Raw genomic sequence first — 14,433 nt, 5'->3', positions numbered from 1 at the left:
AACCATGATTCCTCGCTGGACCACCGCAGTACTGGACACCGATCAACCCGGCGGCTGGGCCATTGCGCGCAGCCCCGAAGGCTTTCTGTTCGATGACAATGGCGCACTGTTCGCTCGCGAATGGCTGAAGCGTCAGGACCTGCCGATTCTTGCCGAACATGGCATCGGTCATCTCGACGGCGAGCCGGTCTATCTGCTGGAACTGCGCAGTCATAGCGAAGTGCCGGGTTGCAACTGGAAAGGCCTGCGGGCGTTCATGCTCGAAGGCGATCACACGGTCTACAAGGTGCTCGGTTACGCCGCGCAGATCGGCACCTGGGCCCGCGAACACCGCTTTTGCGGTAACTGCGGTCAGGCCATGACCCAGGTGCCGCGCGAACGGGCGATGTATTGCCAGCCGTGCGATCTGCGCAGCTACCCACGGATTTCGCCGAGCATGATCGTACTGGTGACTCGAGGCGATGAAGTGCTGTTGGCACGCTCGCCGCGTTTTGTCAGCGGTGTCTACAGCACATTGGCCGGGTTCGCCGAACCTGGCGAATCGGCCGAGGACTGTCTGATTCGCGAGGTTCGTGAAGAGGTGAGCATCGAGGTCAGGAATATCCAGTACATGGGCAGCCAGTGCTGGCCGTTCCCGCACTCGATGATGCTCGGCTTTCATGCCGAATATGCCGGTGGCGAGATCGTCTGCCAGGAAGACGAGATCGAGGACGCCCAGTGGTTCAACGTGCACGAGCTGCCGCCGTTGCCGGCGTCACGCTCGATTGCCCGTTACCTGATCGACGTCTATGTGGCGCGGCGCTTAGGCCACGCTGAACCAGTGCTGCCAGGCTAGACGCACGGTCAGGCCCAGCACCACGGTGATGAACACCGGACGAATGAATTTCGCGCCGCCACTGATGGCGGTGCGGGCGCCGAAGAAGGCGCCGACCATCAACGACGAGCCCATGCACAGGCCGATGACCCAGTCCACCTGACCGGAAAAGATGAAGATCGACAGCGCCGCCGCGTTGCTGACGAAGTTCATGCTGCGCGCCACGCCGCTGGCTTTCACCAGGTCGACGGGGTAGAGCAGCAGGCTGCTCACGGTCCAGAACGCGCCCGTGCCGGGACCGGCCACGCCGTCATAGAAGCCGAGGCTGAAGCCTTGGGTCGACTGCCACTTTTTCTTGATCGGTGCGTTGCTGTCCAGCGGCGCTTTCGGCGTGCCGCCAAACAATAGATAAACGCCACAGGCGAAGACGATCACCGGCAGCATTTTGTTCAGCCATTCCGCTGGCAGGTAATGCGCGACCACGGCACCGGTCAGCGCGCCGACCAGGGTACCGACGATGGCGTGCACCCATTGCGCGGGGTGGAACAGCTTGCGGCGGTAGAAGGTGAAACTGGCAATCGCCGAGCCGAAGGTCGAACTGAGTTTGTTGGTGCCCAGCACCAGGTGCGGCGGCAGGCCGGCGGTCAACAGGGCGGGGGTGGTCAACAGCCCACCGCCACCGGCGATGGCGTCGATGAAACCGGCAACAAAAGCGACAAGGGCCAGGATGGCCAGGGTGGAGAGGTCAACGCTGAGTTCGAAAGGCATGGGCTCGGCTTATTCGGCGGGTGCAGAAAGAGGCTGCAGGGAAGGGCAGCATCTTAACCACCTGCACAACACAAAACCAATCTGGGAGCGGCGGTGCGGCGATCCGACTTGCTCGCGAAGAGGCCGCCAGATCCAGCATAAATGTTGGCTGACACACCGCTTTCGCGAGCAAGCCCGCTCCCACAGGTTTAGCGTGAAGCTGAATTACAAGCCCAGATCCGACAACCCAGGATGATCATCAGGCCGACGCCCCAACGGCCAATGGAACTTGCGCTCGCTTTCCTTGATCGGCATGTCGTTGATGCAGGCGAAGCGGTGGGCCATCAGGCCGTCCTCGTTGAACTCCCAGTTTTCATTGCCGTAGGAGCGGAACCAGTTACCCGAGTCGTCGTGCCATTCATAGGCATAACGCACGGCAATGCGGTTGCCGGTGAACGCCCAGAGTTCCTTGATCAGCCGGTAGTTCAGCTCCTTGGCCCATTTGCGGGTCAGGAAGCCTTTGGCTTCTTCGCGGTTGTGGGCGAACTCGGCGCGGTTGCGCCATTGGGTGTCCAGGGTGTAGGCCAGGGACACGCGCTCCGGGTCGCGAGAGTTCCAGCCGTCTTCGGCCAGGCGAACTTTTTCAATCGCCGATTCACGGGTGAAAGGGGGTAATGGCGGACGAACTTCTGCATTAGACATTTAAAGTCTCCGTATCAAGTTAATGTTCAAACAACTGTCGAGCTTGATCAGGTTGCTACAGGTCCAATAACTTTCGCGCCATGCATTGCGCATTATCGGCGGCACTGTGATCACCCATTACAAGCGCCACGGTAATGGCACCGTCGATCAGGATCAGCAGCTGTCTGGCCAGCAGCTGCGGATCCTCGGCGCCATGTTCGGTACACAGCTCGCACAGGTAGTCGAGCAGCTTCTGTTTATGTTCTTTGGCGACCAGGCGCACCGGGTCCTGCGGGTCACCGGTTTCACCGCTGGTGTTGATGAAAGCGCAGCCGCGGAAACCTTCGCAGGCGAACCACGACTTGAGCACGGTAAACAGGTTGAGCAGTCGTTCGGCCGGGGTTTGTGCCTGGCCGACTGCGCCTCTGTACCAGTGCATCCAGCGCTGGTCGCGGCGTTGCAGGGCAGCCACCACCAGTTCGTCCTTGTTGGCGAAGTAGCGGTAGATGCTTTTTCTGGAGACGCCGGCGGTTTTCACCAGAAGATCCATGCCAGTGGCGGCTATGCCACTTTTGTAGATCAACTTTTCGGTGACATCCAGAATGATGTCGCGTGTGTCATTGCTAGTGATTTCGTTCATGTGGCGAACAGTAGAACGATCGTTCTCCTTGGTCAAGTGGATATTTTTGTTGCCCGCGCAAATGCCATCGCGAGCAGGCTCGTTCCCACAATTGAAATACGGTCCCCTGTGGGAGCGGGCTTGCTCGCGAAGAGGGCATTACAGACAGTAACAAGACCCAAGGCAATCGATGGTGTAAGCTCACGGGTTCTTCGGATTCGACCCATTGCGAGCCCTATGCCGTCGTTTTTCAAACGCTCCCTGCTGCCCAAGTTGCGCAGTTTTCCGCTGACGGCCGATGCCGTTAGCGTCCTTTCCGGCGCTGCCGAATTCCGTCGTTGCCTGCTGGAGAAAATCGCCAGCGCGACCCGGCGCATTTACATCGTTGCGCTGTACCTGCAACAGGATGAGGCCGGCCAGGAAATTCTCGATGCCTTGCACGCGGCCAAACTGGCGCGTCCGGAACTGGACGTGGTGGTCGTCGTCGACTGGCTGCGCGCCCAGCGCGGCCTGATCGGTGCCGGCAAGCAACCGGGCAACTCCGCCTGGTATCAGGAAATGACCCGCACCCATGCCAGCGAAGTGCCGATCTACGGCGTCCCGGTACAAACCCGCGAATTGTTCGGTGTGTTGCACCTTAAAGGCTTCGTGATCGATGACTGCGTTATCTACAGCGGCGCGAGCCTGAACAATGTCTATCTGCACAAGTTTGACAAGTACCGCTACGACCGCTATCACCTGCTGCACAATCGTGAACTGGCCGATTCGATGCAGCACCTGGTGCAGCACGGCCTGGTGGCGTCCAAGGCGGTGCACCGCCTCGACCTGCCGAACCTGCCGACCACCCGCAGCCTGCGCAATGACATCGGTGATCTGCGCAGCCGCCTCAAGCACGCGGCGTACGACACCACGCTGGGCACCACCGACAGGACCGGTTTGTCCGTCAGCCCGCTGCTTGGCGTCGGCAAGAACAATCCGCTGAACCGGGTGATCTGCGAACTGATCGCCAGCGCCCAGCAGCAACTGATCATTTGCACCCCGTACTTCAACCTGCCGCTGGCGATCATCCGCGAGATCAACCGCGCGCTGGCCCGTGGGGTGAAAATCGACATTGTGGTCGGCGACAAGACGGCCAACGACTTCTACATTCCGCCGAGTGAACCGTTCCGGGTCATTTCGGCGCTGCCGTACCTGTACGAAATCAGCTTGCGCCGGTTTGCCAAGCGTCATCAGCGCAACATCGACAGCGGCCAGTTGAACCTGCACCTGTGGCGTGATGGCGACAACACCTATCACCTCAAGGGCATGTGGATCGACCGGCGCTATACCTTGCTGACCGGCAACAACCTCAACCCGCGGGCGTTTCGACTCGATCTGGAAAACGCCTTGTTGATCGATGATCCCCATGGCGAACTGCTGGAGCCGCGTCGCAAAGAGCTGGCAGAGATCTTCCAGCACACCCGTCGCATCGAGCACTTCCAGAACCTGGAAACCCTGGCCGAATACCCGGCGGGCGTGGCCAAGTTCCTCAAGCGCGTGAGTCGTGTGCGGATCGAGCGGTTGCTCTATCGCATTCTGTAAAGCCGGTGGATCTCAGGAAAGCAATCGCGAGCAAGCTCGCTCCCACAGGAATCCGGGCTGTTCACAGCATTTGTGAACGACGCAGATCCAGTGTGGGAGCGGGCTTGCTCGCGAAGGCGTTTTCACTTTCAGTACATCAGCGACTGACACACTGCTTTCACGAGCAAGTCGGATCGCCGCACCGCCGCTCCCACAAGGGATCTGCGTTGAGGTAGCGGTTTCAGCTAATATGCCCCCCACTCGAACAAGAACAGGGCTTGCCGCGATCCATGTCGGAAAAAGACACCATCTCCATTCAACTGGTGCGTGAAGCACTGTTGCAAAGCTGCGCGCCAGGCATCGCCACGGATGAAGTGTTGAGCAAGGTCGGCATCGACCCGCAGTTGTTGGGCAACGCCGACGCCCGTGTTCCAGCCACGGCTTATGCGCGGCTGTGGCGGTTGCTGGCACGGCGCGGCGATGATGAGTTCTTTGGCATGGACCCACGCAAACTCAAATCCGGCAGCTTTGCGTTCCTGTGTCGCAGCGCCATGCTCCAGCCCAACGTGGCGGCGGGAGTGGCCAGCGGCCTGGGGTTTTTGTCGTTGATCCTCGAACACCTGCCGGCGCAGTTGGTGCGTCAGCAAAGCCTGGCGGAAATCGTCCTGCTGGAGGACGACAAGGACCCGCGCCGGGCCTTCACCTATTTCACCTACTGGATGATCGTGCACGGCGTTGCCTGCTGGCTGGCAGGACGGCGGATTCCGATCCTGGCCATCGAACTGCGCTGTTCGAGGCCGGATTTCTGCGATGACTATCAAGTGATGTTTTCCGAGAACCTGCGCTTCGACCGCCCACGCACGCGGATGATTTTCTCCGCCGATTGCCTGGACCTGCCCATCAAGCGCAGCCCTGAAGAACTCGAGCGATTCCTGGCCCGTGCGCCGGCGAACATTCTGGTGAAGTACCGCGATCCGCAGAGCCTGGCCAGTCGCATCAAACACGATCTGCGCCACCTGCCGGCCGAACACTGGCCGGAAACCGAAGCCCTGGCGCAACGCCTGTGCATGTCGGCTTCAACCTTGCGCCGTCGACTGGCCGAAGAAGGGCAAACCTATCAAGGCCTCAAGGACGGCGTGCGCAAGGAGCTGGCGATTGTCTGGCTGGCCGAACCCGCGATCAGTTTCAGCGAAATCGCCACGCGGCTCGGGTTCGCTGACGTCAGTTCGTTCTACAAGGCGTTTCGCAAGTGGTCGGGATCAAATCCGGGGCATTACCGCAGCCTGATTCTCAATGACACTGAGTAAGTTCAGCGGCGCAACGGTCATTTCTTCGCAGGCCTATAACGGCTGCCCGTAGTCGATCCCGGCAGATTGAGCGTGCCACTGTCGACGAAACGCATCGTGTTGAACACCCCACCCGAGAGCTTTCCGCGCAGGACGTAGGGCATGTTGTTGAGCGTTTTCATCTGGCTGATGCCATAGGTCTGGCGGATCACCGACAACGCCGAAACACTGACCGGCACGCTGACGACGGTGTCGGAAAAACGCCCGATCGTACCCCTCTCATCGGTGACGCCAGAGGCGAAGGGCTGGCCGTTGATGTCCAGGTCCAGGGCGACGCCGCTGTAGGTGAGGGTGGTGTCATTGGGGTTCTGCACGCGGATTCTCACGGCAAAGCGCACTTCCATGCCCTCGCCTTGCAGGGGCTCGACACCCACGACGTTGATTCTCAACGGGTCTCGATTGGGCAGCGAAGAGCAGGCGCTCAGGCAGAGCAGGAGGGAAATCAGGACCGCGTGGAGGCTGCGCATGGACGTGCTCTCGTCTGAAAAAGGCTGAACCGCCAGCGGCTCAGCCCTTGAGTCCGTCTAGTGGTTCGACTGTGCGACCATCGCAGGCTTTGCGGGTTCATCCCTGGCGGTCACATCGGGGTTCTGCATGACCTGAAGCACCGAGGCCTCCGGATCGAATTCGTCCTCTTCCAGTTCGATGAATTCCTCGGGCAGGAAGATATTAAGAACGATAGCGCACAGCGCGCCGACGGTGATGGGCGATTCGAAAATGTTGTGCAGGGCCTTGGGCAGTTCACGCAAGACTTCCGGCACGGCAGCCACGCCCAGGCCCATGCCGATGGAAATCGCCACGATCAGCATGTTGCGCCGATGCAGGCCGGCCTCGGCGAGAATCTTGATCCCGGCCACCGCAACGGTGCCGAACATCACCAGTTCCGCGCCACCGAGCACCGGTTTCGGCATCAATTGCAGTACCGCGCCGATCATCGGGAACAGGCCAAGCACCACCAGCAATCCGGCAATGAAAAACGCCACGTAGCGGCTGGCCACGCCGGTGAGCTGGATCACCCCGTTGTTCTGGGCGAAGGTCACCATCGGCATGCTGTTGAACACCGCGGCCATGGCCGAGTTGAGGCCATCGGCGAGCAGGCCGGACTTGATCCGGCGAATGTACACCGGGCCCTTGACCGGTTGCCGGGAGATCATCGAGTTGGCCGTGAGGTCACCGGCGGCCTCCAGCGGCGACACCAGGAAAATCACCGCCACCGGGATGAACGCCACCCAATCGAAGGAGAACCCGTATTTGAAGGGTACCGGTACGCTCATCAGCGGCACTTCGGGCAGACTGTTGAAATCGACCTGGCCCATGAGCCATGCCACTCCGTAGCCCAGGGTCAAGCCGATGACAATCGCTCCCAGACGCAAAAACGGCACGTCCACCCGGTTCAACACCACGATGGTTCCCAGTACCAGCGCTGCCAGGGCCAGGTGACTGGCCGCCCCCAGATCCGGGGCGCCGAAGCCGCCGGCGATGTCGGTCATTGCCACCTTGATCAGCGACAAGCCCATCAGCGTGATGATCGTGCCGGTCACCACCGGGGTGATCAGCATGCGCAACTTGCCGATGAACTGGCTCAACACCACCTCGATGAACGCGGCAAAAAAGCACACGCCGAAGATGGTCGAGAGAATCTCATCGGTGCCGCCGCCCCGGGCCTTGACCATGAAGCCGGCGCTGAGAATCACACTGATGAACGAGAAACTGGTGCCTTGCAGGCACAACAGGCCGGAGCCCACCGGACCGAAGCGCCGCGCCTGCACGAAGGTGCCCAGGCCGGAAACGAACAGCGCCATGCTGATCAGGTAGGGAATTTCGCTTTGCAGGCCCAGGGCGCTGCCCATGATCAGCGTCGGGGTGATGATGCCGACGAAACTCGCGAGCACGTGTTGCAGGGCGGCGAAGACGGTGGCGGTCAGATGCGGGCGGTCATCGAGGCCGTAGATCAGGTCGCTGTGGCGTGGAGCGGGGGCTTTTTCGGAGGCGGTCATGGTGGTTTGCGTGCCAGAAGGCGGGCCGGGTCAGAAAATGGAGGCGCAGGATGCCAGAACCGCCCGGCCACGGCAAAAGAACCTCCAAAACAGCAACTTACAGTCGAGGGGCGAGCACCTCGCCCACGCTGCGGCGTTTGGCGTGCAGTTGGCTGGCCTGGATCAACTGTTCGAGGTCTTCGGGCGTGACGTCGTAGAACGCTTCCATGTCGGCCAACGCCAGTTTCAGGTCTTCGGCGGTGATGGCCTGACGGTCGACCGGCGGGTGATCGGCAGGAATCCTGGCCACCGCTTCGCTGGCACTCTTGGGGTAACGAACGCGGGTCAGGTTGTTGTAGGTCAGGGCACAGAGCAGCATCGTCGCCGCGCTGAGCATCACCGGTCCGATGGCTCTCCAGTCCATGGCAATGGTCGCCGGATCGGCCAGCACCAGGGTCAGGGCCAATGCGCCGGCCGGTGGATGCAGGCAGCGCAGCCAGCACATCAGGATCAACGCCATGCCCGCCGCCAGGCAAGCGCTACCCAAGGTTCGGCCCAACACATGGGCGACAAGCAAGGCAATAACCCCAGCGCACAAGTAGCCGCCGAGAATCGACCAGGGTTGGGCGAGCGCGCCCGAAGACACGGCAAACAACAGCACCGCCGAAGCCCCCAGTGGACCGATCAGGTGCTGGGCCACCTCGATGCCGAACACCTGGCTACAGAGCCACACGCTCATCAGTGTCCCCAAGGCCATGCCGATGGCGGCGCGGCTCCATTCGGTGGGGCGGGTGTTGATGGCGGCAGGCAACCAGCGAGCAAGCATTCCGAGAAAACTCCGGCAGAAAAAATCCATGCAAAAAAAAGGCTTAGCTGGGGAACCCAGAAAGCCCTTGAAGTTGTTCCAACTGTTGGGGGAGGAACGCGCACAGTGTGCCGTTCAATCCAGTTACTGACAAATTCATATTAATGAGCTTTCAGTGCATTAACTTTGCTTTAAAACGCCCCGTCGGCCGCTTGTGTAGCACAGCAAACCACCCAGGGCAGCGAGTGCACTCAAGGCATAAAACATCGTCGGCGCCGGGGTGTGCATCAACATGAAGCCGCAAATGTTCGTTGCCACGGGATTTGCTTGAGGTACAACAGCACGAAATCATTCCTGTCGAAACGCCCGCTCAATGCACCAAAAGCCGTGCAGACCCGGCATTAGGGACTGTTGGCGGATGTGAGGGATCATGGTGTTCAGGCAACCACTGACTCGGCAAACCATTGCTGGTACGGAATCGGCAATTTGCTCGACTCGCCCCGGCCGATCGGGAAGTAGGTGAAACCGATGCGTGCCAGACGGTCCGAGTCGTACAGGTTGCGGCCGTCAAAGATCACCGGTGCGTTGAGCCGCTGCTGGATCAGCTGGAAGTCCGGCGCCTTGAACTGTTGCCATTCGGTGCAGATGATCAGTGCATCGGCACCGGACAAGACCGACTCGGGCGTGCCCATGAGCATCAGTTTCGATTCATCGGGATACAGTTTCTGGGTTTCCTGCATGGCTTCCGGATCGAACGCACGGACATTCGCCCCGGCGGCCCACAACGATTCGAGCAACACCCGGCTCGGTGCATCGCGCATGTCGTCGGTGTTTGGCTTGAACGCCAGGCCCCACAAGGCAAAGGTCCTGCCACGCAAGTTGCCCTTGTAGAACGCGTTGATGCGCTCGAACAGCTTGAATTTCTGTCGCTCGTTGATGGCTTCCACCGCTTGCAGCAGGTCACTGGAGCAATGGGCCTGTTCGGCGCTGTGGATCAGGGCGCGCATGTCCTTGGGGAAACATGAACCACCGTAGCCGCAACCGGGGTAGATGAAGTGATAGCCGATACGCGAGTCGGCGCCGATGCCCAGGCGCACCGATTCGATGTCGGCGCCCAGATGTTCGGCCAGTTCGGCGATCTGGTTGATGAAGCTGATCTTGGTCGCCAGCATGCAGTTGGCGGCGTACTTGGTCAGCTCGGCGCTGCGCAGGTCCATGAACATGATGCGTTCATGATTGCGGTTGAAGGGCGAGTACAGGTCACGCATCACCTCACGCACTTCTTCGCGTTCACAACCGATGACGATTCGGTCCGGGCGTCGACAGTCGGCCACGGCCGAACCTTCTTTCAAGAACTCCGGGTTGGAGACGATATCGAACTGCAATACGCGCCCGGCGCTGAGCAGGCGTTTGTCGATGTGTGTGCGCAAGGCATCTCCGGTGCCGACCGGGACGGTGGACTTCTCCACCAGGATCGCCGGTTGCTCGCGATGACGGGCCACGGCGTCGCCTACCGACATCACGTAGCGCAAGTCCGCCGAGCCGTCGTCCCGGGACGGTGTACCGACCGCGATGAACAGCACCTGGCCATGCTGTATCGCGAATTTTTCGTCGCTGGTGAATTGCAACCGTCTGGCGTCAAGACCTTCGCGTACCAGGCTGGCCAGCCCGGGTTCGAAAATACTCACGTGGCCTTGTTGGAGCAGTTCGACCTTATTCTCGTCAACGTCCATGCAGACCACGTCGTGGCCGACTTCCGCCAATACCGCTGCCTGCACCAGGCCGACATATCCGCTACCAAATACACTGATTTTCATGGGGCACTCCTTGATTCAGGTGCACGAGCAGGTCGAGAATTGATGGTTATGACGCCGAGGATGACCAATGCAATGCCAAGGCTTTTCCAGGCAGGTCAGCAGACAGGCGACCAGTAGCAGTAACAGGCTCATGGTGCCGCCTGAGGAATAATCAAAATCGAGTCAGGATAGGCAAGGCCATATTTCAATTCGCCTATCGTGTTGAAAAAAGCCACTTCCGGCCGTTTCAACCCCCAGGACAATGCCCAGGCTGCCCAGCACTGCAGCGGGCGGAGGCCTGAAGAACAGCGGCATGCTCTACGGCAGTGATTTCCTCGTCGCCGATACAGGGCCGGGAAAAGGGAGAAATGCCTGTCTCTTGGGCAACTCTGGGGCTGTAAACGCAAATAGCCTTTACATCATTGTTTTTTTACTTCTTAGTTGTTTCATTGAACTGTTTTAATTCAAGGCCGTTTCGTTTGATTGACTTACCTGTAACTGATTCCCGCACCTCCATCACCAATCCACTGACCCTGTATCTGGCGCGACTGGCGCCGTCCAGCCAGCTGACCATGCGTTATGTGCTGCAGGATGCCGCCGACCGGCTGGGCTTCGAAGACCACGATATCGAGGAAATTCCCTGGCACAATCTGCAGCCAGAGGACGTCATTGCGCTGGTGGCCACCTTGCGTTCGGACGGCTATGCGCCGAACACGTCTTCGCTCTATGTCAACGCGGTGCGCGGGGTGATGAACGAAGCGTGGCGCATGAGCCTGATCTCTCAGGAGCATCTGTTGAAGATGCGTACCGTGAAGGGCATGGCCGGGACACGGCTGTCCCAGGGGCGCAATCTCAGGCGCACGCTGATCCAGGAGCTGATGGCGGTCTGCGCTGCCGATCCGCGGCCGCAGGGCCTGCGGGATGCGGCGATCATCGGGATTTTGTACGGTTCCGGGATGCGCAAATCCGAATCGGTGAACCTGGAGCTGAACCAGGTCGACTTTACCGAGCGCAGCCTGCGGGTGACCGCCAAGGGCAACAAACAGTTGATCAAGTACGCGCCGGCCTGGGCCTTCGCCAAGCTTGAAGCCTGGCTCGAGCTGCGCCGTTCGTTGCTCAAGGACGGTGAGACGGACGATCCGTTCCTGTTCAACCGCATCCGCCGTGGCAGCCATATCACCCGTGAACGCATCACCAAACACGCGATTTACTACATCGCCCGGCAACGGGGCGCGCAGGTCGGGGTGAAAATCATGCCCCACGACTTCCGGCGTTCATTCATCACCCGGGTGATCGAAGAGCATGACTTGTCGATTGCACAGAAGCTGGCGCACCACAGCAACATCCAGACCACGGCCAACTACGATGTGCGCGATGACAACGAGCGGCGTCGGGCGGTGGATCGATTCGATCTGTGAACGATCACACCTCGCTCAGTACATGGGCATGGCCAATGGTCGAGACCTGAACCGAACTGCCGGCGGGTGGTGCATACATGCCGGAACTGCGCACCAGCAGTGATCGGCCCGGTTGCTCGCTACGAGTCAATGACTGGAGTTCCACCGTCAGCGTGCAGGTGTTGCCGCTGAAGTCCCGATCGGTGACCACGGCCCGGCACCCGCTGGCTTCCAGGTCACTGGGGAGGATGCTGGCCAGTTGCAGCTGTTCGGGTCGCAGCATGATCTGCGCCGAGCTGTTGTTGCGGTGGTTGTTGACCGGGATCCGCCCCAGGTCGCAATGGGCCCAACCGGCCTCGATGCGCGCGGGCATCACCACGGCATCCCCCAGGAACAAGGCGGTCTGTTCGTCTTCGGGATAACGGTAAAGGTCCAGCGGATGCCCTGACTGCACCAGTCGGCCATGACGCATCACCGCCAACTGGTCGGCGAACGACAGGGCTTCACTCTGGTCATGGGTGACCAGGATGGTGGTGACGCCCGCGTCCTCCAGCAGCCGCGCAACCATCTTGCGCATGGCGGCGCGCAAGCCGGTATCGAGCGCCGAGAACGGCTCGTCCAGCAGCATCAGCCGTGGCTGCTGCGCCAGGGCTCGGGCCAGGGCCACGCGCTGTTGCTGGCCACCGGACAATTCGTGAGGCCAGCGCTCGGCCATCTTCGCCTCCAGGGCCACGCTGTCCATCAATTCGGCGACGCGTTGCTGTTTTTCAGTGCCCCTGGTCGCCAGGCCGAAGCCGATGTTCGCCGCCACGGTCATGTGCGGGAACAGTGCGCCGTCCTGTGGCACATAGCCGATCAGGCGTTGATGGGCCGGTACTTCGTGGGTGCCGTCGACCAGGGTCTGGCCATTGAGCGACAGGCGTCCGGAATCGGGGAACTCGAAACCGGCAATCATCCGCAGCAACGTGGTCTTGCCCGAGCCGGACGGGCCGACGATGACCGTGCGACTGCCGCTGGGCACCGACAGGCTGACGTTGTCCAGGGCGCAATGGGCGCCATAGGACTTGTAGAGGGCATTCAATTCAAGAGTATTCATCGGCCAGCCGTTTTTTTCGATTGGTGATAAAGGAGTCCGGTCAACGGAAGCGACAGCACAACCATCAATAAGGCGTAGGGCGCAGCGGCTGCGTAATCGATTTCGCTGGTCAAGGCCCAGAACCCTGTCGCCAGGGTGCGCGTGCCGTTCGGGGCCAGCAGCAGGGTGGCGGTCAATTCGTTGGTGATCGCCAGGAACACCAGCGCCGCGCCGGCGGCTGCCCCCGGGGCGGCCAGGCGCAAGGTGATCAGCCACAGTGCCCGGGCCGGCGTGCGGCCAAGGCTGCGGGCCATGTTTTCCAGTTCCACCGGGGCCTGGGCAATGCCTGCACGCAGGCTCACCAGGGCACGGGGCAAGAACATCAACAGGTACGCCAGCAGCACGGTGAAGGTGGTCTGGTAGATCGGCCGGGCAAAATGGATCGTGACGGTCACCAGCGCCAGCGCGACGATGATTCCAGGCAAGGAACTGGTGATGTAGTTGCAGCTTTCCAGCACCCGTTGCAGTCGACCGGGGTAGCGGATCGACAGCCAGGCAATCGGGATCGCCGCGCAGGTGGTCAGCGCCGCGCCCGCGATGCCGAGCAGCAGGGTTTGCTCCAGTGCGGGCAACAATTCGGCCATGTCCCAGACTTCTACGCCGCCGGCGATGAGCCATTTGCCCAGGGTAATCAAGGGCACGCCCAGGGCCAGGGCGCAGGTCACGATCTGCAGCGTCAGCGAGAGTAGGGTGGATGCCGGTTTCAGGCGCACGACCCGTTGCTCCCGGGCGCTTCCCGAACCGACGCGAGCGTAACGCGCGGAGCCCCGTGCGGCGGATTCGGCCGTCAACATCGCCAGGCAACACAGCGCCAGGACACTGGCCAGCATGTGCGCAGCCGCACCGTTGAAGGTCGATTTGAACTGATCGAAGATCGCGGTGGTAAAGGTGTCGAAGCGGATCATGGCGTACAGGCCATACTCGGCCAGCAGGTGCAGGCCGACCAGCAAGGCGCCGCCGCAGATCGCCAGGCGCAATTGCGGCAACACCACGCGGAAAAACACGTTCCAGGGTTTGAGCCCCATGGATTCGGCGACGTCTTCGATGGCCGGATCGAGTCGGCGCAAAGTCGCCGCCACCGGCAAATACAGGAACGGGAAGTAGGCGATGACCGAGACCAGGACACCGGCAAACAATCCGTGAATCGGTGGCACCAGGCTGACCCAGGCATAGCTGTGAACGAACGCAGGCACCGCCAGCGGCGCGGTGGCCAGCAACGACCACCAGCGCCGCCCCGGCAGATTCGTGCGTTCCGTGAGCCAGGCCAGCGTCACCCCCAGCGCCACGCACAAGGGAATCGTCAGCAGCACCAGCAACACGGTGTTGACCAGCAGTTCACCGACCCGAGGGCGGAACACCAGGGCCACAACGGTTGACCAGCCTGTCTGCAGGGACACGCCAATAACGTAAGCGATCGGTAGCAGTGCCAGTAATGAAACCAGCAGCGACAAACCGATCACCCATACACCGCCACGTCCCGCTAAGACGCCACGGGATCGTCGACGCAAATGTGCGGGTGTCGCCTCAGCGACCCCCGCAGGCAGGGTTTCTGGCATC

13 protein-coding genes and 3 pseudogenes are annotated in these 14,433 nt (G+C 60.9%); 4 read left to right on the top strand and 12 right to left on the bottom strand.

Annotated features, from left to right (window positions below):
* Window positions 1–4 precede the first annotated feature (4 nt).
* Window positions 5–835: an NAD(+) diphosphatase gene (nudC, locus tag AC3IT6_RS15640; RefSeq protein WP_223448779.1), complete on the top strand. Its 831-nt coding sequence runs from the start codon at window positions 5–7 to the stop codon at window positions 833–835.
* On the opposite strand, the gene AC3IT6_RS15635 is transcribed toward nudC, so the two are convergent.
* The 3 genes from AC3IT6_RS15635 to AC3IT6_RS15625 form a co-directional block, all read right to left on the bottom strand.
* The gene (locus AC3IT6_RS15635) at window positions 803–1,582 is read right to left on the bottom strand and encodes a TSUP family transporter (protein ID WP_150723998.1); all 780 of its coding nucleotides are present in this window, start codon (window positions 1,580–1,582) and stop codon (window positions 803–805) included. The two genes, nudC and AC3IT6_RS15635, sit on opposite strands and share 33 nt — an antisense overlap.
* 204 nt (window positions 1,583–1,786) lie before the next feature.
* On the bottom strand, window positions 1,787–2,263 hold the full coding sequence (locus AC3IT6_RS15630; RefSeq protein WP_223448780.1) for a nuclear transport factor 2 family protein: 477 nt from the start codon (window positions 2,261–2,263) through the stop codon (window positions 1,787–1,789).
* Between the two features lie 55 nt (window positions 2,264–2,318).
* Window positions 2,319–2,882 carry a TetR/AcrR family transcriptional regulator gene (locus AC3IT6_RS15625; RefSeq protein WP_489350915.1) on the bottom strand — a complete coding sequence of 188 codons (564 nt, stop codon included), beginning with the start codon at window positions 2,880–2,882 and terminating at the stop codon, window positions 2,319–2,321.
* A 216-nt stretch (window positions 2,883–3,098) separates the two neighbouring features.
* On the opposite strand from AC3IT6_RS15625, the gene pssA reads away from it, so the two are divergent.
* Together pssA and AC3IT6_RS15615 are read left to right on the top strand one after the other, a co-directional pair.
* The gene (gene pssA / locus AC3IT6_RS15620) at window positions 3,099–4,442 is read left to right on the top strand and encodes a CDP-diacylglycerol--serine O-phosphatidyltransferase (RefSeq protein WP_489350913.1); all 1,344 of its coding nucleotides are present in this window, start codon (window positions 3,099–3,101) and stop codon (window positions 4,440–4,442) included.
* A gap of 269 nt (window positions 4,443–4,711) precedes the next feature.
* Window positions 4,712–5,728 carry an AraC family transcriptional regulator gene (locus AC3IT6_RS15615; protein ID WP_489356583.1) on the top strand — a complete coding sequence of 339 codons (1,017 nt, stop codon included), beginning with the start codon at window positions 4,712–4,714 and terminating at the stop codon, window positions 5,726–5,728.
* Between the two features lie 17 nt (window positions 5,729–5,745).
* Here the strand turns inward: AC3IT6_RS15615 and AC3IT6_RS15610 are convergent, their stop codons facing one another.
* The 7 genes and pseudogenes from AC3IT6_RS15610 to AC3IT6_RS15580 form a co-directional block, all read right to left on the bottom strand.
* A complete protein-coding gene (locus AC3IT6_RS15610) occupies window positions 5,746–6,234 on the bottom strand; it encodes an LEA/WHy family protein (RefSeq protein WP_489350911.1) in 489 nt (162 codons plus the stop codon).
* Window positions 6,235–6,291: 57 nt separating this feature from the next.
* The gene (locus tag AC3IT6_RS15605) at window positions 6,292–7,764 is read right to left on the bottom strand and encodes a nucleobase:cation symporter-2 family protein (RefSeq protein WP_056727487.1); all 1,473 of its coding nucleotides are present in this window, start codon (window positions 7,762–7,764) and stop codon (window positions 6,292–6,294) included.
* 97 nt (window positions 7,765–7,861) lie between these two features.
* Window positions 7,862–8,569 carry an HPP family protein gene (locus AC3IT6_RS15600; protein WP_489350908.1) on the bottom strand — a complete coding sequence of 236 codons (708 nt, stop codon included), beginning with the start codon at window positions 8,567–8,569 and terminating at the stop codon, window positions 7,862–7,864.
* 159 nt (window positions 8,570–8,728) lie between these two features.
* Window positions 8,729–8,854, bottom strand: a pseudogene (locus tag AC3IT6_RS15595) (MFS transporter); the annotation flags it as partial.
* Window positions 8,855–8,985: 131 nt separating this feature from the next.
* A complete protein-coding gene (locus AC3IT6_RS15590; RefSeq protein ID WP_489350906.1) occupies window positions 8,986–10,365 on the bottom strand; it encodes a UDP-glucose dehydrogenase family protein in 1,380 nt (459 codons plus the stop codon).
* A pseudogene (locus AC3IT6_RS15585) lies at window positions 10,362–10,451 on the bottom strand (4-amino-4-deoxy-L-arabinose-phosphoundecaprenol flippase subunit ArnF); the annotation flags it as partial. The pseudogene AC3IT6_RS15585 and the gene AC3IT6_RS15590, both read right to left, overlap by 4 nt.
* Before the next feature lie 75 nt (window positions 10,452–10,526).
* Window positions 10,527–10,619 (bottom strand): annotated as a pseudogene (locus tag AC3IT6_RS15580) (hypothetical protein); the annotation flags it as partial.
* A gap of 204 nt (window positions 10,620–10,823) precedes the next feature.
* Here AC3IT6_RS15580 and AC3IT6_RS15575 point away from each other — a divergent pair.
* Complete coding sequence (locus tag AC3IT6_RS15575) at window positions 10,824–11,762, top strand: site-specific integrase (RefSeq protein WP_489350904.1); 939 nt, start codon at window positions 10,824–10,826, stop codon at window positions 11,760–11,762.
* 4 nt (window positions 11,763–11,766) lie between these two features.
* On the opposite strand, the gene AC3IT6_RS15570 is transcribed toward AC3IT6_RS15575, so the two are convergent.
* Window positions 11,767–12,837 (bottom strand): ABC transporter ATP-binding protein, encoded by a 1,071-nt coding sequence (locus tag AC3IT6_RS15570; protein WP_489350902.1) that lies wholly within the window; start codon window positions 12,835–12,837, stop codon window positions 11,767–11,769.
* A complete protein-coding gene (locus AC3IT6_RS15565; protein ID WP_489350900.1) occupies window positions 12,834–14,432 on the bottom strand; it encodes an ABC transporter permease in 1,599 nt (532 codons plus the stop codon). Before AC3IT6_RS15565 ends, AC3IT6_RS15570 begins: the two co-directional genes overlap by 4 nt.
* Window position 14,433 lies beyond the last annotated feature (1 nt).

The organism is Pseudomonas sp. KH_017, assembly GCF_057840285.1.
This window is presented reverse-complemented; position numbering and strand designations above follow the sequence as displayed.

Bases quoted from the DNA above. Each gene is read 5' to 3' on its own strand.
- AC3IT6_RS15570 (WP_489350902.1), bottom strand. From the start codon at position 12,837: ATGAATACTCTTGAATTGAATGCCCTCTACAAGTCCTATGGCGCCCAT.
- AC3IT6_RS15625 (WP_489350915.1), bottom strand. From the start codon at position 2,882: ATGAACGAAATCACTAGCAATGACACACGCGACATCATTCTGGATGTC.
- AC3IT6_RS15565 (WP_489350900.1), bottom strand. From the start codon at position 14,432: ATGCCAGAAACCCTGCCTGCGGGGGTCGCTGAGGCGACACCCGCACAT.
- AC3IT6_RS15630 (WP_223448780.1), bottom strand. From the start codon at position 2,263: ATGTCTAATGCAGAAGTTCGTCCGCCATTACCCCCTTTCACCCGTGAA.
- nudC (WP_223448779.1), top strand. From the start codon at position 5: ATGATTCCTCGCTGGACCACCGCAGTACTGGACACCGATCAACCCGGC.
- AC3IT6_RS15615 (WP_489356583.1), top strand. From the start codon at position 4,712: ATGTCGGAAAAAGACACCATCTCCATTCAACTGGTGCGTGAAGCACTG.
- AC3IT6_RS15590 (WP_489350906.1), bottom strand. From the start codon at position 10,365: ATGAAAATCAGTGTATTTGGTAGCGGATATGTCGGCCTGGTGCAGGCA.
- pssA (WP_489350913.1), top strand. From the start codon at position 3,099: ATGCCGTCGTTTTTCAAACGCTCCCTGCTGCCCAAGTTGCGCAGTTTT.
- AC3IT6_RS15610 (WP_489350911.1), bottom strand. From the start codon at position 6,234: ATGCGCAGCCTCCACGCGGTCCTGATTTCCCTCCTGCTCTGCCTGAGC.
- AC3IT6_RS15600 (WP_489350908.1), bottom strand. From the start codon at position 8,569: ATGCTTGCTCGCTGGTTGCCTGCCGCCATCAACACCCGCCCCACCGAA.
- AC3IT6_RS15635 (WP_150723998.1), bottom strand. From the start codon at position 1,582: ATGCCTTTCGAACTCAGCGTTGACCTCTCCACCCTGGCCATCCTGGCC.
- AC3IT6_RS15605 (WP_056727487.1), bottom strand. From the start codon at position 7,764: ATGACCGCCTCCGAAAAAGCCCCCGCTCCACGCCACAGCGACCTGATC.